Raw genomic sequence first — 20448 nt, forward strand, 5'->3', positions numbered from 1 at the left:
CGGTGCGCAATACGGCTCGTTAGGCACGTATTTCGCGCGTCATTCTGCGCGAACGCCGGTGGCCGTGGCAACCGACCACCCGATCGCGCAGGTCAGTCTTTTGCGCCAGCCTAGTTTCGCGCACTAGTGTGCACGCAATCAATCACCGTCCGTGTCACTGGAGGGCCCCCGCGGTGGACCGGTACGCCAGATGGAACGCCCTGCTCGAGATGCTGACCGACAACGGCCGGGTCAGCGTCGAGGCGGCAGCCGAGCGGCTGGACGTCTCCCAGGCCACCATCCGGCGTGACTTCGACCAGCTCGCCCAACAGCAGATGATCACCAGGACCCGGGGTGGCGCGGTCGCCAACGGCGTGTCGTACGACCTGCCACTGCGCTACAAGACGGCCAAGCACTCGGCCGAGAAGCAGCGGATCGGGGCGGCCGCGGCGGCGCTCGTCACGCCGGGCACCGTGGTCGGCCTGAACGGCGGCACCACCAGCACCGAGGTGGCCAGGGCGCTCGCCGTGCGCCCGGACCTGAACACCAGTGCCGAGGGCGCCCAGCTCACCGTGGTGACCAACGCGCTGAACATCGCCAACGAGCTGCTGGTCCGGTCGCGGATGAAGGTCGTGGTGGCCGGCGGGGTGGTGCGCCCGAAGTCGTTCGAGCTGGTCGGCCCGCTGGGCGGGGCGCTGCTGCGCGAGGTCACCCTGGACGTCGCGCTGCTCGGCGTGGACGCGATCGATCCGCACCTCGGCGCGGCCGCCCACCACGAGGGGGAGGCCGCGATGAACAACCTGATGGTGGCCCGGGCGAAACGCGTGGTGATCATCGCGGATTCGTCCAAGCTGGGGGGTCACGCCTTCGCCCGGATCTGTCCGATCGAGCGGGTCGAGACGCTGGTGACCGACTCGGGTGCCGCCCCGGAGGTGGTGGACGCGTTCCGCGTCGCGGGCGTACAGGTGATCTGCGCCTGAGCGGTCACGCTCCGTCGATGAATGAGCCCCTTCGGCGCGTCGATGCATACCGCGTATTGCGCGTGCCTGCATACCGCGTATGGTGTCGGCTGTCACGCCCACCCATCGGGGGAGGTGCAGCTTGCCAGCTGTCCTGGAGATCGAAGGTCTACGCAAGACGTACAAGAGTCGTCGACGCGGCACCCGCAACGCGCTCGACGGCTTCGACATGCGGGTCGAGGCAGGGCAGGTGCACGGCTTCCTGGGCCCCAACGGGTCCGGCAAGACCACCACGCTGCGTACCCTGCTCGGCCTGATCCGACCCGACGGCGGCCGGATGTCACTGCTCGGGCACGACGTGCCCGACGCGCTGCCCACGGTCGCCGGCCAGGTCGGCGCGATCGTGGAGAGCCCGCAGTTCTTCCCGCACTTCTCGGCCCGGGACACGCTGTCCCTGCTGGCCGGGGCGGGCGAGGTGCCGGCCGTCCGGGTCGACGAGGTGTTGGAGCTCGTCGGGCTGCGCGACCGGGCCGGCGAGCGGGTCAAGACGTACTCGTTGGGCATGAAGCAGCGGCTCGCGGTCGCGTCCGCCCTGCTGAAGAACCCGAAGCTGCTCATCCTCGACGAACCGGCCAACGGCCTCGACCCGGGCGGCATCCGGGAGATGCGCGGGCTGATGCGCACCCTCGCCGAATCCGGGATGACAGTGGTGCTGTCCAGCCACATCCTCGGCGAGATCCAGCTGATCTGCGACTCGGTCACCATCATCTCGCTGGGTCGGCGGGTCGCCTTCGGCCCGGTCGACGAGGTGCTCGCACAGCACTCGTCGAGTGCCGTCCGGATCCGGCTGGAGGCGGCCAGCGACCTGCCGGCGGCCACCGAGGCGCTCACCCGGGCGGGGATCCAGGTCACCGAGCACCCCGACCATCTGATGCTGGCCGGCGTCGACAAGCCGGCCTCGGTGACGCGGCTGCTCGCCGAGCAGCACCTCTACGTCAGCGAGTTGGCGCCGATCGCCGTCGATCTGGAGAGCGTCTTCCTCGAACTGACCGCCACCGCACCGGTCCCCGGTCAGCACCGGCAGGTCGACGAGTCCATGCACGTCGGCGGGGCGGCTCAGCCCGGCCCCGCCGGAGGAGGGTGGGGCGCGTGAGCCTCTTTCGTACGGAGTTGCGCCGGCTCACCAAGCGGCGGTTCAGCAGGTACATGACTCTGCTCGGCCTGCTGGTGCTGGCCGCGGTGGTGGTCGGGGTGTTCTTCACCAACCAGAAGATCGGCGCGGCGCAGTACGCGCAGGCCGAGCGGGAGGCCGACCAGCAGTACCAGCAGCAGGTGCGCTGGAGCGAGCAGGAGCGAGTCGCGTGCGAGCAGGCCAAGACGGCCGGCACGACGAACGACGGCCGTTACCCGGAAGACTGCTCGGTGATCACACCGCCGTCCCGCGATCAGATCTCGGCGGAATGGTTCCTGCCCTCGACGTTCAACTTCCGGGAGACGTTCGACGAGACGCTGATTCCGTTCGCGGCGATCTTCGCCCTGGTCGGGTTCGTGGTCGGCGCGTCCTTCGTCGGCGCCGAGTGGAGCACCGGCGGCATGATGAACCTGCTGCTCTGGCGGCCGAAGCGGCTCACCGTCCTGCTCACCAAGCTGGCCGCGCTGCTCACCGGCATGCTGGCGGTGACGCTGCCCGCCGCGGTGCTGTGGTTCGCCGGGTTCTGGGCGATCGCCAACTTCCGGGGGACCACCGAGAAGATGACCTCCGGTGCCTGGCAGTCGTCAGTCCTGACCGGCGTGCGGGGGCTGGTGTTGGTGCTGGTGGTCACCACCATCGGCTTCGCCCTGGCCTCGCTGGGCCGGCACACCGCGATGGCCCTCGGTGGCGTGGTGGCGGTGATGGTGGTCGGCCAGTTCGGCCTGGGCATCCTGCTCTCCATGGCGGGCGTGCGGTTCGCCGAGGCATGGCTGCTGCCGACGTACATGCTGGCCTGGATGACGAAGACGGTAAAGCTGGAGGACTGGAACTCCTGCAACGCGACCTTCAGCGGGGAGTGCAAGCCGGCCACGATGGACATCACCTGGCAGCAGTCCTCGATCCTGCTCTCGGTCGCCGTGGTGGTGATCCTCGGGGCGTCGCTCTGGGTGATGCGTCGCCGCGACATCTCGTAGTTTCCGCGTTCGGCACGGAGGTCCCCGGCTCGGGAGATGTCGGGGGCCTCCGTGTGTTCGTGGGTACGGGCCACCTGCCGCGACGCTGGGGCTACCGGCCGCGCCGGCTGGTGCGACCCAGGTCGTCCCTGGCTAGGCTGAGTGCCATGTCCGCCGACGCCACCCCGGCCGCCCCCGAGCCGTCCACCGACGCTCGTCGGGGTGACGTCCCGGGTGCCGTCGCGCCGGCGGTTCCGACGCCGCGGCCGGTGCCGCCCATCGAGAACACCGATGACACCGAGCTGGACGACGGGGCCGACGTCGCGCCAAGCGTGCCAACACCCGGGCTGACCGAGCGGGAACGGGCCATCCTCGCCTTCGAACAGCAGTGGTGGCGACACGCGGGCGCCAAGGAGCAGGCCGTCCGAGACACCTTCGGGATCTCCTCGACCCGCTATTACCAGCTGCTCAACGGGTTACTCGACAACCCGGCCGCGCTGGCCGCCGACCCGCTACTGGTCGGCCGGCTCCGCCGGTTGCGCTCGTCGCGCGCCCGCAACCGCCGCCGCTGACCCACCCCGCAATCTTGCACTTTCTGTCGCCGTTCCACGGCTTTTGCGGGCATTTGCCCGGGCACAAAATGCAAGATCGCGCAGTCAGTTGCCGGCCCGCCTCCGCATGTCGGCTGGTCAGGCGGGTAGGCGGGAGGCGTTCTGGGGCCGCCAGGCGACCCCGGACTCAGGAAGGGAGCGGGGGATGACGGCAACGAACCAGGGCGGATCGCCGAGCGGTAGAGCGCAGCAGGCCAGGCAGGAGGCCTCCCGGGTTGGGCAGCAGGCCACCCAGGCCGGTGGTCAGGTCGCCCATGCCGCCGCCGAGCAGGGCGGGCAGGTGGCCGCAGAGGCGCGGCGACAGGCCCGGCAGTTGACCGGCGAGGCCGGTGGACAGCTTCGTGACCAGGCGCAGACGCAGCAGCGGCGGGCCGCCGAAGGACTTCGCGACCTGGGCCAGAACCTCGGTTCGATGGCCGAGCGGGACGGCGATTCCGGGCTGGCCGGTCAGGTGGTACGCAAGGCGGCCGACGCCGCCCAGCAGGCCGCCGGATGGCTCGACGAGCGCGAGCCGGGTGAGGTGCTCGACGAGGTACGCACGTACGCGCGGCGCCACCCGGGGACGTTCCTCGCGGGCGCGGCGGTGGCCGGGCTGCTGGTCGGGCGGCTCACCCGTGGTCTGACCGCGCCGCCATCCGGCAACGGTGGAGGCGGGAGCACACCCGGCGGGCCGTCCCAGCCCCAGGGCACGCCTGCGGAGCCTGATCAGCCGTACGTGGGGACGGCACGGGCGCAGAACGTCTCGCCCGCGAGCGAACCAGCGCGGGACCTGCCCGGTGGGGTGGCCCCGTGAGCGCCCCGGAGAAGGAACGGACCCAGGCCTCGGTCGGCGAGCTGCTGGGCGACGTGACCCGGGACATGTCCACCCTGGTGCGCAAGGAGGTGGAGCTGGCCAAGGCCGAACTCCGCGAGGAGGTCAGCCAGGCCGGCAAGGCCGGCGGCATGTTCGGCGGTGCCGGGGTGGCCGGGTTCCTGGCGGTGCTCTTCGTGTCGTTCGCCCTGTGGTGGGGGCTGTCCAACACGATGGACCAGGGATGGGCGGCGCTGATCGTCGCTGTCCTCTGGGCCGCCGTGGCCGGCGGTCTCTTCATCAACGCCAGGACCCAGCTGAAGCGGGCACGTGCGGTGCTGCCCAGGACACAGCAGACCGCCCGGGAGATGCCGGGCGCTCTGCGGGGTCGGTGAACGAGTCGGGAGGGAACAGATCATGTCCAGTGATCCGGATCGGATCCGGCGGGAGATCGAGACCACCCGCAACGAGTTGAGCAGTGACGTCGACGCGCTGACCGACAGGGTCAACCCGCGTCGGATCGCCGGTGACCGTGTCGGGCAGGCCCGGGACGCGTTCACCCGAGCGAAGGAGAAGATGATGGGCAGCTCAAGTCATCTGGGGCAGGAGACCGGCCAGCGAATGTCGCACGCGGCTGGCTCGGTCCGCGACGAGACCCGTTCACTCGGGCAGCAGTCCCGCGAGCAGGCGCAGGGCAACCCGATGGCTGCCGGCCTGGTCGCCTTCGGTGTCGGTCTGCTGGCCGCCTCGCTGATTCCGCCGAGCGGCCGCGAGCGGCAACTCGCCGGACGAGCCCGCGACATGGTGAGCGAGCACTCCGATCAGTTGCGGGGGCAGGCGAGCCAGGTGGGCCACCAGATGCAGGACAACCTGCGTGAGCCCGCACAGCAGGCGGCACAGTCGGTGCGGTCCAGCGCCCAGCAGGGCGTGTCCGCCGTACGCGACCAGGGCCGTTCGGCCGCCGGTCAGGTGCAGGGAGAGACGCATGCGGCCGTCGACGACCTCCGACAGCGCTGACCCGACAGGTGTACCGGGGCCGGCGCCGGTGATGCGGGTGCGCTCCGCGTCGGCGCCGGCACCGGGCCGGCCGGTCAACGAGGACCTCGTCTTCCAGGTCGGCCCGTTGGTCGGCGTCCTGGACGGCGCGACGGTGCCGCAGGGCTTCGACACCGGCTGTGTGCACGGGCCGGAGTGGTACGTCCGGCACCTGGCCGCCCGGATCGGCGTCGCCGAGGCGGTCCGCCCGGCGGCGCGGCTGACCAGCAACCTGGCCGCCGCCATCCTCGCGGTCCGTGCCGACCACGGTGGGCAGTGCGACCTGGACCATCCGGGCACCCCGTCCAGCACGGTCTGCCTCCTGCGCGACTGCGGTGACCAGGTGGACTACCTGGTGCTCTGCGACAGCCCCCTGGTCCTGGACGCGGGTGGTCAGGTCAGCGTGGTCACCGACAACCGGCTGGACACCGCGATGGCCGAGCTGCGGGAGACGGTGGCCGCCGTGCCGGGTGGCTCGGCGGACCCGGTCACCCGGTTCCGGCACGCCGTGAGCGTCCAGCGGGAACGGATGAACCGCACCCACGGCTACTGGGTGGCGGCTGCCTACCCGGACGCGGCCTTCCACGCGGTGACCGGGACGAAGCCCCGGCGAGGTCCGGCGGCGATCCGCCGGGCGGCACTGCTCAGCGACGGCGCGTCCAGCGCGGTGGAGCAGTTCGCGCTCACCGACTGGGCCGGCCTGTTGGACCTGTTGGAGGCCCAGGGGCCGGGCGCGTTGCTCGACCGGGTCCGGGCCGCCGAGCGCGAGCATCCCGACCGGTTGCGTCGGCACAAGCCCACCGACGACGCGTCGGTGGTGTTCTGCGAGTTCGGACCGGCGGTTTCCACACCCTGACACCCGGTCGGGTGACAACAGAGCGTGATGTGGAACACCGCGCCCGCCCGACCGGCCGGTACCGCTGGCCGGACCGCCAGTGGATGGCGAATAGGGTGGACTTCGGCCGATGAGGGCGGCAGACTGCGGCACGTGGCGGGTGCGGTCCGGCTGGAGCCGGTGGACGAGCAGAACCTGGAGCCGTTGCTCTCCGTAGCGGCTGCCGAGGCGGAACCCAGTGACGTGATGCCTCCGGTCGAGGCCCCCGCCGGCTGGTCCCTCGCCCGCCGAGAGGCGTTTCGGGAGTTCCACCGGGCGAGCTTCGGCGGGCTGGACGGCCCGACCCGATCGCAGATGTACGCGATCGTCGTCGGCGGCGAGGTGCTGGGCATGGTCCGGATGACACGCTGTGACGAGCCCGGCACGGTGGAGACGGGAATGTGGCTCGGGCGCTCGGCACGCGGGCAGGGGATCGGCGCGGCTGCCCTGCGGGAGTTGCTGAACGCCGCCGCTCGGGCGGGCATGCGGGTGGTGGTCGCCGAGACGACCCCGGACAACGTCGGCGCGGTCGCCGTGCTGCGCACCTGCGGGGCCAAACTGCACGAGGACGACGGCAAGGTACGCGCCGAGATCTGCCTGGACTAAGGCCGGCGCTCTGCGGCGTACCGGCGGGCCGGTCGGCGGCGACCGCGCGGGCCACCGCCGACCGCCTGGATCAGGCCGGCACCCGGACGATGTCGAAGTCGGTGGTCGGCGTCGGCTCCACGTCGAACCGGCCGTTCACCACGTACAGCGCCGAGCCGAGCAGGTCACCGGTGGCCGGTGACCGTAGCTGCGGACCGGTGATCTCCCGCTGCACCACCCCGGCGGTGTAGCCGGCGTTCAGCCGGACCACCGCGATGACGTTGCTCAGGTTCCGGATCACGTAGAGGGTGCGACCGCGCAGCACCAGCCCGTCGGCCCGGTCCACCGAGTAGCCGCCGAGACCGAAGACGCGGCTGCCTCCGGTGCGCGGGTCGACGCGGACGAGTTGGCCGGTCAACATCTGCGCGACGAGCAGGTCACCGTCCGGAAGCGCCACGATCCCGTTGTTGAACGCGTCAGGCGTCGCGCCCGGACCGGTGAGCGACAGCACCCGGAAGGCGGTGGGGGCCGGCAGTTGGCCGCCCGGGCCCAGCGGCACCACGTACAGCACCGGCCGGGTGGAGTCGGTGAAGTAGACCGCCCGCTTGGTGACCACCATGTCGTTGACCAGGCTGTTGGGGTCGGTGGTGAACTGGTAGTGGGCCAGCCGGGCCCCGCTGCCCGGGTCGTACACGCTGGCCCCGCCGCCGGTGAAGTCGGCGGTCCAGAGCCGGCCCCGCGGGTCGATCTTGAGCCCTGCCTTGGCGGTGCCCGGGGTGCCCGGGATCAGCACCGAGCCGCGCCCGGTCCGTAGGTCACCCCGCCACACCGCACCGTCCAGGACGGAACCGACGTACACCGTGGTGCCGCGACCGATCGTCAACCCTTCCGGGGTGAAACCGTCCGGCAGGGCGATCCGGGCCGGGAACGGCTTAGCTGGATGGGCGGTCGCCGGCGCACCGGCCGTGACCAGGGTCGCCGCCGCGAGCACGGGGACGAAGAAAAGAGACAGCAGCTTTCGCAAGGAACACCGCCTGACGTCCATGTGGACTTCTCCACAGAGGAGTGTGACGCCCTAAGAACACTCCGGAGCTGCCAAAAGGTTGGGCGGGGTGGTCAACCCCGCCGGGCGGCGTACGCGGCCAGCGCGGCGACCTGAGCCGGGTCCAACGAGGGGCGCACCCGTGCCCGTGCCGTCGCCACGTGCCCAGCGGTGACCGTGGCGGCGGCGAGGGACTCCCGCATCGCGGCCAGCGCCGCCTCCCGGACCAGTGCCGCGCAGTCCGCCGCGGAGAAGCCGGCCAGCTCGTCGCCGAGGGCGCCGAGGTCGACGTCCGGTGCCAGCGGCACCTGCCGGGACGCGGCTCGCAGGATCTCCGCACGGGCGGGACCGTCCGGCGGTGGCACGTAGACCAGCCGCTCCAACCGGCCCGGCCGCAGCAGCGCCGGGTCGACCAGGTCGGGGCGGTTGGTCGCACCGACCACCACCACGTTGCGCAACGTCTCCACCCCGTCCAACTCGGTGAGCAGTGCGGCGACCACCCGGTCCGTGGTGCCTCCGTCGGTGGCCTGGCCGCGTACCGGCGCCAGGGCGTCCACCTCGTCCAGGAAGATCAGGGTGGGGGCCGCCTCCCGGGCCCGGCGGAACAGCTCGCGGACCGCGCGCTCGCTCTCGCCGACCCACTTGGAGAGCAACTCCGCGCCCTTCACCGACAGCACGTTGGCTCGCCCCGATCCGGCCAGCGCGGTGACCAGGTAGGTCTTGCCACAGCCCGGTGGCCCGTAGAGCAGCACGCCGCGCGGCGGCTGCACCCCGAGCCGGGCGAAGGTGTCCGGGTAGGTCAACGGCCACAACACCGACTCGGTCAACGTCTGCTTGACCTCGTCCAGGCCACCCACGTCGTCCAACGTCACCGAGGCCAGATCCAGCGTCGACGCCGCCATCGTGGTCGGCCGGACCACCTCCCGGGCGGCCGTGAAGTCCGCCATCGACACCGTCGGCGTCTCGGCGGACTTCTGCCGCAGTGCCGCGCGTACCCCGGCCTCCCGGACCAACGCGGCCAGGTCCGCCGCGACGAACCCGGGGGTACGCGCGGCCACCTCGTCCAGGCGGACGTCGTCGGCCAACGGCACCTGCCGGGTCAGCACGGTGAGCTGTTCGCGGCGTAACGCCTGGTCGGGAAGGGGAATGCTGATCCGCAGCGACAGCAGGTCGGGTGCGCGCAGCGCGGGGTCGACCGCCTCCGGCCGGCCGGTGGCGCAGACCACCGCGACACCGGCCCGGACGCACTCCGCGAGCACCTGGCGGAACACCGTCGCCACCGGGCCGGGCTCGTCCGCCGGTGCGAGCGCCTCGACGTCGCTGACCAGCAACACCGCCGGCCCGCCGGCTCGGGCCGCCGTGGCCGCACCGCGCAGCCGGTCGGCGGCGGCCTGGTTCGTCGACGCGGCCAGCTCGGGTGCCCACAGCGGATGTACGCGGGCACCGACGCGGGTGGCCACGGCCCGGACCAGCGCCGACTTCCCGGAGCCGGCCGGGCCGACGAGCAGCACCCCCAGCGAGATGGTGGTGCCCAGCCGACCCAACACCTCCCGGTGGTGGAAGCCGAGGTCGAGCAGCTCGGTCAGCTCCTCGGCCTGGGCCCGCAACCCGGGCAGCTCGTCCACGTCCGGTGCGTCGTCCGGCTGGTCCGCCCTCGGTGCCGCGTCGGCCGTCCGGGGCGGCCGCGCCCGTTCGGCGTCGACCGCGACGGGCCCGCCGTGGGTGGCCGGCCCGTGCTCCCAGCCGACCACCGTGTCCATGGTGACCAGCGCGCCGGCGGCCGGCTCGACCGTGCGCACGGTGAGCAGGGTGCTGGTCCAGGCGAAACCGACAGTGTTGGCGAGGCTGCCCCGAGCCGCCTCGATGAGGCTGCGCACCGAGGCGTCCGGCAGCACGTCCTGCGGCAGCAGCGACACGTCGTCGCCGGCGGTGAGCACCTTGCCCAGCAGTGCCAGCCGCAGCATCTCCGGGCTCACCGCCGCGACCACCCCGACCGGCCCGGCCAGGACGACCCGACCCGCCGGCACCAGCGGCACCGGGCTGACCCGCACCTGAGCGCCGTCGCGCACGCCCAGGTTGCCGAGCGTGAGGTCGTCGGCGTACAGCAGGGCGCTGCTCGCGCCCGGCGCGGCGGTCGCCACGATCCCCGCCGTCTCCCGGCGGCCGGCAAGCCGGACCGGGTCGCCGGGCCGCAGCCCCAGCGCGGTCAGCGCCTCCGGATGCAGCCGCACGATGCCCCGTCGGGCGTCCAGCGCGGCCGGCCGGAGGCTCGCCGTCAGGGTCAGGTCGGGTTGCGCCACCGCCCGACCGTAGCCGCCGCCGGCCAGCCCCGCCGGTCAGCGCCGCGGATCCAACTCGTCCAACAACGACGGGTCCCGCCGGATCAGCTCGGCCAACCGGGCCGCCGGGTCCGGGGTCAACCCGTCCGGGCCGGGCGCCCACCCGGGCACCGTCCGGCCGGACAGGGGCCACGCCGGCGGGGGTTCCACCGGCGCCGTCGGCGGCACCGGCCCGACCGTGACGTCCGGGCCGTCCCAGGAGACCCGCAGGGGGTACGTCCGACCCTCGTGCTGCACCTGCACGGTCACGACCAGCCCGGGATAGGTGCCGACGACCTGACGGACCGCCTCGGCCACCTCCTCGACCGGCCCCCACCCGGCCACGTCGCCCGGGGAGTCCGCCCCCGCGTGCCGGGCGTCGTGCCGTGCCGGCCCGGCGTTCGGGGCGTCGCCACGGCCCGGCTCGGCGTTCGGGGCGTCGCCACGGCCCGGCCCGGCGCTCGGGGCATCGCCGCCGCCGGGACCGGGAAGGCCCGAGGGTGGCGCGGTGTCGTCACGGTCGTTGGCCCGCCGGCGCAGCGCCTCCTCGCGCCGGGCCAATCGGGCCAGCGTCTCGTCCAGGTCGCCCCTCACCAGATCACCTCTTCCCGTCACGGCCCGAGCCGGTCGGCTCAGGCCTGTCTCTCCCGGGTGGCACGTTCCAGCGCACGGTCCAGGACGACCAACAGGGCGTCCCGCACCGACAGTCGGTCCCGGGCGTCGAACTGCACCAGGGGCACATGGTCGCCGATGGCCAGCGCCCAGCGGATCTCGCCGAGTTCCAGGGCCAACCGCCCGTCGAAGGCGTTGACCCCGACCACGAACGGCAGCCCGGCCCGCTCGAAGAAGTCGATCGCCGGGAAGCAGTCGTCCAGCCGGGCGCTGTCCACCACCACAAGCGCGCCGAGCGCCCCCCGGGCCAGGTCGTCCCACATGAAGCCGAACCGGGCCTGCCCGGGCGTGCCGAACAGATAGAGCTTCAGGCTGCGGTCGATGGTCACGCAGCCGAAGTCCATCGCCACAGTCGTGGTGGTCTTGGTGGAGCGGACACCCGGATCGTCCACGCCGATCCCGGCGCTCGTCATCTCGGCCTCGGTGGTCAGGGGAGCGATCTCGGAGATCGCACCCACGGTGGTGGTCTTGCCCACCCCGAACCCACCGGCCACCAGGATCTTGACCGGGATCGGCGGCGCCGCCGGCTTGCCGACCGGCGGCGCCGACGCTCCCGCGCCGGACGGCGGCTGGTACGGCGGCGGCGGTGGACCGGCACGCCCGATGACCGGCCCGGTGCCCGGCACCGCGTAACGGCCGGCGGCGCTGTTTCCGGCAACCCCGCCGAGCGGGGCGACCGGCCATTCAGGAGATCGCACGGAGTCCATCAATCACTCGCAGGATGAGGTCGGGGTCGACGGCGTCGTTGGTGTCGGTGACGTGCACGTCCAGGTGTCCGGCCGCCCGCAGGTCGCCGACCAGGACCCGCGTCACGCCGAGGTGCAACCGGGCGCGGGCCGAGATCTCGGCGACCGAGATCGGTTCCGCGCAGAGCGCGATGATCGCCTGGAACTCCGGTGCCAGCAGGGCACCGGCTGGCCCGGTCGACCAGCCGCTGTCCGTACGGGCGGTCACCTGCGTCTCCAAGCCGATCGCCGGGTCGGCACCCGCGACCCGGCCGGAGGTGAGCACGAACGGGCGGGGGCCGGCCGGGCGACCGCCACCCGACTCCGGCTCCGGCTGCGCCGGTGTCTCCACCACGTCGGCCTCGGTCGGGCTGGCCGTGTGCAGGTACGGACGGATCCGGACCGTCGGTTCCGGGTCCGGGTCCTCGCCGGCGAGGTCGGGGGTCACTGCTGAGCGGCGTTCTTCAACTCGACGATCAGCCGCGGGGTCAGGGCACCACCGGCCCGACCGGCGAAGAGCGTCATCTCGTACGCGACGGTGCCCAGGTTGGCCGACCGGTCGGCGACCACCCCGAGCACGGAACCACTGCTGATCGCGCTGATCAGCAGGTAGCCGTCGGCCATGTCGACGATCACCCGGTTGAGGCCGCCGAGCGCGTACCAACTGGCCGCCCCACCGGCGAGACTCGTCATCCCGGAGACCACCGCGGCCAACCGTTCCGCGTTGGACCGGTCCTTGATCGCCGACATGGCCATCAACAGGCCGTCCGAGGAGACCGCGATCGCCTCCAGGACACCAGCGGTGCCGGAGGTGAAGGAGTCCAGCAACCAGTTGAACGTACGGGCCTCCGGGCTGAGGTCCCCGTTGGCACCGGACTGGCTCTGGTCGATGTTTTCGTGCAGGAAGGGGCTGGTCACCGTGATGATCCTTCTTCGTTCCGGCGGTCTGGGCTGACTTCGCGGAGAGCGCGGGCGACGCCCTCCTCGAAGTCGGTGATGAGTTTGCGGACCTCGGCCGGGTCACCGAGGTGCGTACTGAGCGGTTGACAGGCCGGGACGACAGTGAGGTTCGCCCCCGGCACCCGTCGGCTCAGTCGGGGTCGATCCGCTGTGGTGTCGGACGGGCCGACGCCACCGGCCGCCGTCGGGCCGACGCCACCGGGTGTGCTCGGCAGGTCGACGGTGTGCATTTCGGCCCGGCGTACACCGGCCTGGAACGCCTCGACAAGCGCGCGGGCGGCGGCGGGGTCCGCGCCGGTGGCGTCCACCGGCCGGGTCGGTGCGGCGGCGGCGTGCAGGCTGGCCCCGGGCACCCGCTGCCGGATCCGCGGCGTGCTCGGCGAGCCCGACCGCGCCGGCTCCGGGGGCGCGGGGTCGGGCTGCGGTGGCTGGCCGGAGCCGAACGCGTTCCAGGACGGGCTGGCGTCCAGGCTGCGAGTGGCCCGGCTGAGCAGGTCCGAGTCGAAGCGGGCTGGCTCGGCGGCGGCCGCCGTGCTGGACCGCGCGCCGCGATCGGACGCTGCCGCCGTACGCCTGTCCCGTTCCGGCACCGCGGCCCGGGCGACGGTGCTCCCGGCCCGGTCGGCGCGGCGCAGCACCAGTGCCGCCGACGGGATCTCCAGGTATGCCGTCACCCCACCGCCGGCGGTGGCGGCCAGGCCCACCTGCCAGCCGTGGCGGCGGGCCAACCGGCCCACCACGAAGAGACCGAGCACCTCGGTCGGCGCCAGGTCGAGCCGTTCCCGGCGGGTGAACCGGGCGTTCTCCTCGGCCAGCCGTTGCTCACCCATGCCGATGCCGTGGTCCACGACGGTGATCCGCGCGCCGATGCCGGACGTTTCGGCGGTGACCAGCACCCGGGTGTGCGGCGGGGAGAAGGCTGTGGCGTTCTCCATCAGCTCGGCCAGCGCCAGGATGAGGTCACCGACCACGGCCGGCGCGGCCGAGATGCCCGCCGGCACCCGCACCTCCACGCGGGTGTAGTCCTCGATCTCGCCGAGCGCCAACCGGACCACGTCGGCCAGCGGCACCGGTGCGGTGTGGGCGTCGGCACCGGCCGAGCCGGAGAGCACCACGAGGCTGCCGGCGTTGCGCCGCAACCGGCTGGAGATGTGGTCGAGCCGGTACAGGTGCTCCAGCCGACCCGGGTCGGCCTCCTGCTGCTCCAGCCGGTCGATGAGTGCGATCTGCCGGCCCACCAGGTTCTGGGTGCGCCGCCCGACGTGGCCGAACATCTGCGCCACGTTGCGTCGGCCGGCGACCTGCCGCTCGACCAGCCGCGCGGCGGTGCTCTGCACCCGGTCGAAGGCCCGCGCCAGGTCGCCGATCTCGTCGTTGGCCCGGATGTCCACCGGCTCCAGCCGGATGGGCTGTGGGCTCTCCCCCTCGTCGTCGGTGACCCGGACCAGCTCGGCCTCGGCGACCCGGGCGACCCGGTCGGCCGAGTGGGTGAGGCGGGTCAGCGGTCGGGCCACCGTCCGCGCGACCGCCGCGCTGAGCAGCACCACCAACGCCAGGATCAGTGCCGCCGCGGCACCGACCAGGTACGCGGCCGTCAGCGCGCGCCGCTGGTCGGCGGTCACCTCGGTGAGCACGTCGGCGACCAGCTTCTTCTCCACGAACTGACCGAGCCGGATCATCGTGCGGACGGCCGGGAAGAGCGCCTCCAGCGGCACGTCGCGGACCGCTGCGGCCGGGTCCCGGGCGCTGGTGACCAGGAAGTCCGAGCTGGTACGCGCGGCCACTGCCGCGTCGTTGAGCTGGGCCACCTTGAGCTGCTCGGGCGTGATCAGGCTACGGAAGCGCGAGTTGTCGACCATGAGCGCGGCGATGCACGCCACGTACCCGGTGATGGTGTCCGAGCTGCCGATCGCCTTGACCAGCAGGCTCAGGGTGGCGCAGGCGCCCAGGCCCTCGTCGACGCGCAGCAGCCCGTCGAGGGCGAGCACCTGACGACCCGGCAACGTCTCGGTGTTCACACCGAAGGCCAGCCGCAGCGACTCGATCAGCCCCACGTTCACCGGGCCGAAGGCCTCCATCACCTGGCCCGGGTTGGCGACCCGGGCCAGCACGGACGTGCGCAGGTCGATGAGGCTGGACACCCCGTCCAGGGCGTTGTCGACCTGGTCGGTCAGCGCGTCGCTCCCGCCGGCCCGCAGGTCGGCCACCCGGTCGTCCACGTCGGCGGACTTGCGGACCACCTCGCTGCGCTCGACCCGGCCGAGCAGGAAACCGACCGAGAGGATGCGTTCCTGCTGGAGGTCCTGGACCAGGCTGCCGACCCGGCTGGCGAGCCGTACCCGCTCGGCGGTGTCGCTGGCCCGCTGTGCCGCGGCCACCCGGTCGAGCACCACGGGCACGGCCAGGCCGACCATGCTGAGCAGCGGGATCACCACGAGCAGCGCGAGCTTGCCGCGGATCCGGAGCCTACCGAGCAGCATCGAAGGCCCCCCACTGTGCGGGCTCCGGGTCACGGGCCGTACCGGCGGGTTGCAGCCCGCGCAGGTCGCCCGGCACTGGTTGCCAGGCATCCGCCGGTGGCGGGGTGTCGGCGGTCTCCGCGTGGGTCGCGGCCATGGTGGCCCGGCGTCGGGCCCGACCGCGGGCGGCGAACAGCAGCGCGGCGAGCCAGCCCAGCAACAGCACGGCGAGCGCTGTCGCCGCGGCGGTCTGCCAGCGGTCCCGGTCGAGTTCATCGATGCGCTCGACGAGCAGGGCGTCCAGCTCGGCGAGGATGACCGGCTGAAGTTGGCGGGCCGCGCGGTGCGTGTTGAGCCCGGCGGCGCTCAGCTGGCCGGGGTCCACCACGCTCGTGCCCCGGGCCGGGGCCGAGTACGCGGCCAGCGCCTCCACCGAGCGTTGGTAGGTGTCCAGCGGGGTCAGCACGTTGGCGCCGAGATCGGTGCTCTCCGAGCCGTCCACGGCGGAACGCAGGTTGTCGACGGCGTTACCGGCGGGTGCCAGGGCGGCCACCCGCAGACCGGTCAGCTCCAGCAGGCCGCGTGGTTGTTCGGCGGCTGGCCGGCGGGCGACAAGCGTGCCCAGATCGGCGAGCCGGCCGGCGGCCACCACCGCCTCGGGCAGCTCCTGGCCGGCGCTGTCCTGCAGGAAGTAGGAGTCGGCGACGGGATCGCGGACCAGCCCGGAGCTCTCCCGGACCTTGCGGTGCAGCGCCAGCAGCAGGTCCGACACCTCCCCGTACGCGGTGTAGGCGGACTCTGGGTCGGCGGGGCTGCGCCCGCGCAGTGCCTCCAGCTTGGCTCGCACCCCGGCCCAGCGTTCCTGGCTGAGCAGCTCGGTGCCGATGCGGGCGTCCACCGCTGCGGCCTCCTCGACCGCCCGGTTCAGCGCGTCGCCGGACACCTGTCGGTTGTTGACCGCGGCGGACTGGGCCTCGACCAGGGCGTCGGTGACCGAGCCCAGAGCGGTGAGGTACCGCACGCCGAGCCGTTCCCGAACGGCCAGGTCCCGGTCGGCGGTGGTCTGCCGCCAGGCGGACGTGCCGAGCAGACCCACCGGGGCCAGGAGTGCCCCGATGAGGAGCAGCGGCAGCAGTCGGCCCAGGGTGGACGGACGTCGTCGGGCCCGCGGCGCGGGGACTGTCATGTGTGTCTCCTCCGGCATGGGGGCGCGGATCGGCGCGGTGTCGGGTGGCCCGACAAGTCCCGTGCACCGGACCGGAAAACTAACCGACCCCTCGCTGCTCTGACCTCGGTCGACGAGTCAGGTTCGCGTCAGTTCGAGCAACGTCACCATTTGCGCGCGTTCCCGACACGCTCTGTTTCGTCAGTGGGTGTGACATGTGGGGATTGAGGGGGAATCTGTGAAAGATCGGAATTCACGGGATCCGAACTCAACTCACTGGGCCGCGTCGGACAAGGCGCGCTCGCAGCCGGCCGGGCACCGATCGGGGCAACCGGACGGACGTACGGCGGATCTCAGCCAACGCTCAGGCTGTGAGCCGTACCGTGTGCCGCATGACATCGCCGTCGCCGGCCGCGTGGTTCCGGCGTGCCCTGCCCACCCGCCGTCGCGCGATCGCCGCAACGGCGGTCATCGTGCTGCTGGCCGCCGCCGTGACCTGGGCGGTGTGGCCGCAGGGGCCGGGCGTCCGCACCGAGAGCGCGATGCTCACCGTCCGCTCCGGACCGTCCGACGACCAGCCGGTGGACCTGGACACGACCTTCTACCTGCCCGACGACGCGTCGTCCGGTCGGCAGGTCCCGGCGGTGCTGTTGGCACACGGGTTCGGCGGCACCAAGGAGTCGGTGCGCTCCGACGCGGAGGAGTTCGCCGGGCGCGGCTACGCGGTGCTCACCTGGACCGCGCGGGGCTTCGGCCGCAGCGGCGGCGAGATCCACCTGGACAGCCCGGACTACGAGGTACGCGACGCGCAACGGCTGCTGGACTGGCTGGCCGCGCGACCGGAGGTCCGCACCGACGCCGCCGGTGACCCGAAGGTCGGCGTGGTCGGCGGCTCGTACGGCGGTGGTCTCGCGCTGCTGCTGGCCGCCCAGGACCGTCGGGTCGACGCGATCGTTCCCATGATCACCTGGAACGACCTGTCCCGTGCCTTCCTGCCGGAGAGCACCGGTGGGGCGCCGACCGAGGGCGTGTTCAAGAAGGGCTGGGCCGGTCTCTTCTTCGGCGGTGGCGGCAACGTGGGCTCCGGCCCGGCCGGCCTGTCCGGCCAGACCGCAGCCCAACCGCAGGGCGCGCCCGCGTCGGCCGGCCCACCCAGCCCGGCACCGGGTGCCGGCCCGGGCAGCGGCCCCGGTGGTGCCCCGGCCGGTGCGGCCGACCCGTCCTGCGGGCGCTTCGCCGCCGACGTGTGCGCCGCCTACCTGCGGATCGCCACCACCGGGCGGGCCGACCAGGCGGCCGTGGACCTGCTGCGCCGCTCCAGCCCGGCCGGGGTGCTGGACCGGATCAAGGCGCCCACCCTGCTGGTGCAGGGCGAGGCGGACACGCTCTTTCCTCTCGGCGAGGCGGACGCGAACGCGAAGGGCATCGCCGCCACCGGCACCCCGGTCCGGGTCGCCTGGTTCACCGGCGGGCACGACGGTGGCAGTGGACCCCGCTCGGACGAGGACCGGGTGAAGTTCCTGACCGTCCAGTGGCTCGACCACTACGTCAAAGGCGAGGGCAAAGTGCCCGGCGACGACTTCACCTGGTCGCGGATCGCCGGCTTCGACGCGCTCGACCGGGGACTGGTCGCCACCGGCTTCCGCCGCGCCGACTATCCGGGCCTGACCGGCAACGCCCGCCGGGAGGTCACGGTCGCCGGTCCCGCCCAGCCGATCGCGAACCCACCGAACGGCAACCCGGCCGCGATCTCCTCGATCCCGTTCGCCGGCGGGCTCACCTCGCTGCTGGACGGCGTGGCCGGCGACGTGCCCGGCCAACACGCCCGGTTCGAGTCGACGCCGCTGGCCGAGGCGGTGGACGTGGCAGGTGCGCCCACCATCACCCTGCGGGCCGCCTCGCCGACCGGTTCGGCGGTGCTCTTCGTCAAGCTCTACGACGTCGACAAGGACGGCACGGCGACCCTGCCGAACGGGCTGGTCGCCCCGATCCGGCTCACCGGCCTGCCGCAACAGGTGCAGGACGCCCGCCCGGTCACCGTGACGCTGCCCGGGATCGTCCGCCGGGTGGAGGCCGGGCACCGGCTGCGCCTGGTGGTGGCCACCTCCGACCAGGCGTACACCACGCCCGCCGAACCGACCGTCTACACGGTGGCCGCGGACGGCGCGGTCAGCCTGCCCACGGTCAGCGGCGAGCCGATCCCCACCGCGGCGACGATCTGGCGCTGGGTGCTCGCCGGCCTGCTCGCCGCCATCGTGATCGGGCTCGTCGTGGTCGTCGCCGTGCTCCGCCGCCGGCATCGCCGCCAGGACCGGTCGGTGCATCCGGAGTACGCGGACACGCCGCTGGCCGTGCGCGCACTGCGCAAGGAGTACGCGGACGGCTTCGTGGCGGTGTCGAACGTGGACTTCGAGGTGCACCCCGGTCAGGTCGTGGGTCTGCTCGGGCCCAACGGCGCCGGTAAAACCACCACCCTGCGGGTGCTGATGGGGTTGACCCAGCCGACCGCCGGGGAGATCTACGTCTTCGGTCGTCGGCTGGTGCCCGGCTCACCGGTGCTGTCCCGGATCGGCGCGCTTGTCGAGGGGCCCGGCTTCCTGCCGCACCTGTCGGGTCTGGACAACCTGAAGGCGTACTGGCGAGCCACCGGCCGGCCGTGGGAGGACGCCCAGTTCGACGCGGCCCTGGAGATCGCCGGGTTGGGTGACTCCGTGCAGCGGAGGATCAAGAACTACAGCCACGGTATGCGCCAGCGCCTCGCCATCGCCCAGGCCATGCTGGGCCTGCCCGAGCTGCTGGTGTTGGACGAGCCGACCGACGGGCTCGACCCGCCGCAGATCGCCGAGATGCGCCGGGTGCTCCAGCGCTACGCCACCGACGGTCGGGCGGTGCTGGTCTCCAGCCACCTGCTGGCCGAGGTGGAACAGACCTGCACGCACGCCGTGGTGGTGAACAAGGGCCGGATCGTGGCGTCCGGGCCGGTGGAGGAGATCGTGGGCGAGTCGCCGAGTGTGCTCTTCGACGTCAGCGACCCGGCGGCGGCGCGGGTGGTGCTGGACCGCCTGCACGGCGTACGGGTGCTGCCGGAGAGCGATGGTCAGCTGGTGGTCGACACCAACGGCACGGCCCGCAGCGAGGTGGTGGCCGAGCTGGTGCGCGCCGGCATCGGGGTGGACCGGGTGGTGCCCCGGCGCCGCCTGGAGGACGCGTTCCTCGCCCTGGTGGGCGACAACTCTCGGGGAAGCGGTGACCGGTGATGGTTGTTTCTGACGCGGGTGCGGCCCGCGGCTACCGGCCGTCGGCCACCATGCCGTTCGCGGCGGAGTTCCGTCGGCAGGCGTCCCGGCGGCGCACCCAGTTGGCGCTCGGGTTCATGGTGCTGCTGCCGCTGATCATCCTGATCGCGTTCCAGTTCAACTCCGGTGGCGACGACGACAACGGCAACAACGAGTTCGCCAGTCTGGTCGACCTGGCCACCTCCGGCGGGCTCAACTTCACCCTCTTCTCGATCTTCGTGTCGGCGTCGTTCCTGCTGGTGGTTGTCGTCGCGCTGTTCTGTGGCGACACGGTGGCCAGCGAGGCGAGCTGGGGCAGCCTGCGCTACCTGCTGGCGATCCCGGTGCCCCGGGCACGGCTGTTGACGGTGAAGCTGGTGGTCGCACTCGCGTACTCCGGACTGGCTCTGGTCCTGTTGGCGGGCACCGCGCTGCTGGCCGGCACCCTGCGCTACGGCTGGTCGCCGCTGCGCAGCACGGTCGCCGCCGAGCTGGAACCCACCGAGGGGCTGCTCCGGCTGCTGGCCGTGCTCGGCTACCTGGCTGTCGTACTGCTGGTGGTGGCCGGGTTGGCATTTCTGCTGTCGGTGACCACGGACGCCGCGCTCGGCGCGGTCGGCGGTGCGGTGCTGCTCTGGATCCTGTCCAGCATCCTGGACCAGATCACCGCCCTGGGCGCGCTGCGCGACTTCCTGCCCACCCATTTCAGCACCGCCTGGTTGGGGCTGCTCTCGACCCCGGTGCAGACCGACGACGTGGTGCGCGGCTGCATCTCGGCGATCGGTTACGCGACGCTGTTCTGGGGGCTGGCGTTCTGGCGCTTCACCCGCAAGGACATCACGTCGTAGCGGCGG

The 20448-nt window shown here is 72.8% G+C and carries 19 protein-coding genes; 11 read left to right on the plus strand and 8 right to left on the minus strand.

The window, feature by feature from the left end; all coding sequences use genetic code 11:
- Positions 1 to 173: 173 nt before the first annotated feature.
- The 9 genes from AB0B14_RS22940 to AB0B14_RS22980 all read left to right on the plus strand — a co-directional run bounded on the left by AB0B14_RS22940 (position 174) and on the right by AB0B14_RS22980 (position 6999).
- Entirely contained in the window at positions 174 to 959 is a 786-nt protein-coding gene (locus tag AB0B14_RS22940) for a DeoR/GlpR family DNA-binding transcription regulator (protein ID WP_357068116.1), read from the plus strand.
- 121 nt (positions 960 to 1080) lie between these two features.
- The gene (locus AB0B14_RS22945; RefSeq protein WP_357068118.1) at positions 1081 to 2091 is read left to right on the plus strand and encodes an ATP-binding cassette domain-containing protein; all 1011 of its coding nucleotides are present in this window, start codon (positions 1081 to 1083) and stop codon (positions 2089 to 2091) included.
- Positions 2088 to 3104: an ABC transporter permease subunit gene (locus tag AB0B14_RS22950; RefSeq protein ID WP_357068120.1), complete on the plus strand. Its 1017-nt coding sequence runs from the start codon at positions 2088 to 2090 to the stop codon at positions 3102 to 3104. Before AB0B14_RS22945 ends, AB0B14_RS22950 begins: the two co-directional genes overlap by 4 nt.
- 146 nt (positions 3105 to 3250) lie before the next feature.
- Complete coding sequence (locus AB0B14_RS22955) at positions 3251 to 3655, plus strand: DUF3263 domain-containing protein (RefSeq protein WP_357068122.1); 405 nt, start codon at positions 3251 to 3253, stop codon at positions 3653 to 3655.
- 184 nt (positions 3656 to 3839) lie between these two features.
- Entirely contained in the window at positions 3840 to 4487 is a 648-nt protein-coding gene (locus AB0B14_RS22960; protein WP_357524068.1) for a hypothetical protein, read from the plus strand.
- Positions 4484 to 4879, plus strand: coding sequence for a phage holin family protein (locus AB0B14_RS22965; RefSeq protein WP_357524070.1), 396 nt, complete (start codon positions 4484 to 4486; stop codon positions 4877 to 4879). Before AB0B14_RS22960 ends, AB0B14_RS22965 begins: the two co-directional genes overlap by 4 nt.
- 22 nt (positions 4880 to 4901) lie before the next feature.
- A complete protein-coding gene (locus AB0B14_RS22970; RefSeq protein WP_357524072.1) occupies positions 4902 to 5501 on the plus strand; it encodes a DUF3618 domain-containing protein in 600 nt (199 codons plus the stop codon).
- The gene (locus tag AB0B14_RS22975) at positions 5470 to 6375 is read left to right on the plus strand and encodes a hypothetical protein (protein ID WP_357524074.1); all 906 of its coding nucleotides are present in this window, start codon (positions 5470 to 5472) and stop codon (positions 6373 to 6375) included. Before AB0B14_RS22970 ends, AB0B14_RS22975 begins: the two co-directional genes overlap by 32 nt.
- Before the next feature lie 132 nt (positions 6376 to 6507).
- Positions 6508 to 6999: a GNAT family N-acetyltransferase gene (locus tag AB0B14_RS22980; protein ID WP_357068131.1), complete on the plus strand. Its 492-nt coding sequence runs from the start codon at positions 6508 to 6510 to the stop codon at positions 6997 to 6999.
- Between the two features lie 70 nt (positions 7000 to 7069).
- On the opposite strand, the gene AB0B14_RS22985 is transcribed toward AB0B14_RS22980, so the two are convergent.
- The 8 genes from AB0B14_RS22985 to AB0B14_RS23020 all read right to left on the minus strand — a co-directional run bounded on the left by AB0B14_RS22985 (position 7070) and on the right by AB0B14_RS23020 (position 16340).
- The gene (locus AB0B14_RS22985) at positions 7070 to 8002 is read right to left on the minus strand and encodes a superoxide dismutase (RefSeq protein ID WP_357524076.1); all 933 of its coding nucleotides are present in this window, start codon (positions 8000 to 8002) and stop codon (positions 7070 to 7072) included.
- 92 nt (positions 8003 to 8094) lie between these two features.
- On the minus strand, positions 8095 to 10320 hold the full coding sequence (locus AB0B14_RS22990; RefSeq protein WP_357524078.1) for an AAA family ATPase: 2226 nt from the start codon (positions 10318 to 10320) through the stop codon (positions 8095 to 8097).
- Positions 10321 to 10356: 36 nt separating this feature from the next.
- A complete protein-coding gene (locus tag AB0B14_RS22995) occupies positions 10357 to 10932 on the minus strand; it encodes a hypothetical protein (protein WP_357524080.1) in 576 nt (191 codons plus the stop codon).
- A 38-nt stretch (positions 10933 to 10970) separates the two neighbouring features.
- Positions 10971 to 11717 carry an ATP/GTP-binding protein gene (locus tag AB0B14_RS23000; RefSeq protein WP_357068139.1) on the minus strand — a complete coding sequence of 249 codons (747 nt, stop codon included), beginning with the start codon at positions 11715 to 11717 and terminating at the stop codon, positions 10971 to 10973.
- Positions 11695 to 12183 carry a DUF742 domain-containing protein gene (locus tag AB0B14_RS23005; protein ID WP_357068141.1) on the minus strand — a complete coding sequence of 163 codons (489 nt, stop codon included), beginning with the start codon at positions 12181 to 12183 and terminating at the stop codon, positions 11695 to 11697. Before AB0B14_RS23005 ends, AB0B14_RS23000 begins: the two co-directional genes overlap by 23 nt.
- The gene (locus AB0B14_RS23010) at positions 12180 to 12653 is read right to left on the minus strand and encodes a roadblock/LC7 domain-containing protein (protein ID WP_357068143.1); all 474 of its coding nucleotides are present in this window, start codon (positions 12651 to 12653) and stop codon (positions 12180 to 12182) included. The genes AB0B14_RS23005 and AB0B14_RS23010 overlap by 4 nt, the downstream gene beginning before the upstream one ends.
- The gene (locus tag AB0B14_RS23015; RefSeq protein ID WP_357524082.1) at positions 12650 to 15175 is read right to left on the minus strand and encodes an ATP-binding protein; all 2526 of its coding nucleotides are present in this window, start codon (positions 15173 to 15175) and stop codon (positions 12650 to 12652) included. The genes AB0B14_RS23010 and AB0B14_RS23015 overlap by 4 nt, the downstream gene beginning before the upstream one ends.
- Entirely contained in the window at positions 15162 to 16340 is a 1179-nt protein-coding gene (locus AB0B14_RS23020) for a hypothetical protein (protein WP_357068147.1), read from the minus strand. Before AB0B14_RS23020 ends, AB0B14_RS23015 begins: the two co-directional genes overlap by 14 nt.
- A 371-nt stretch (positions 16341 to 16711) precedes the next feature.
- On the opposite strand from AB0B14_RS23020, the gene AB0B14_RS23025 reads away from it, so the two are divergent.
- The gene (locus AB0B14_RS23025) at positions 16712 to 19576 is read left to right on the plus strand and encodes an alpha/beta fold hydrolase (RefSeq protein ID WP_357524084.1); all 2865 of its coding nucleotides are present in this window, start codon (positions 16712 to 16714) and stop codon (positions 19574 to 19576) included.
- A complete protein-coding gene (locus tag AB0B14_RS23030; RefSeq protein ID WP_357068151.1) occupies positions 19576 to 20442 on the plus strand; it encodes an ABC transporter permease subunit in 867 nt (288 codons plus the stop codon). The genes AB0B14_RS23025 and AB0B14_RS23030 overlap by 1 nt, the downstream gene beginning before the upstream one ends.
- The last annotated feature ends 6 nt before the right edge of the window (positions 20443 to 20448 follow it).

Source organism: Micromonospora sp. NPDC049171 (genome assembly GCF_040648275.1).
In the GTDB taxonomy this organism is placed as follows: domain Bacteria; phylum Actinomycetota; class Actinomycetes; order Mycobacteriales; family Micromonosporaceae; genus Micromonospora.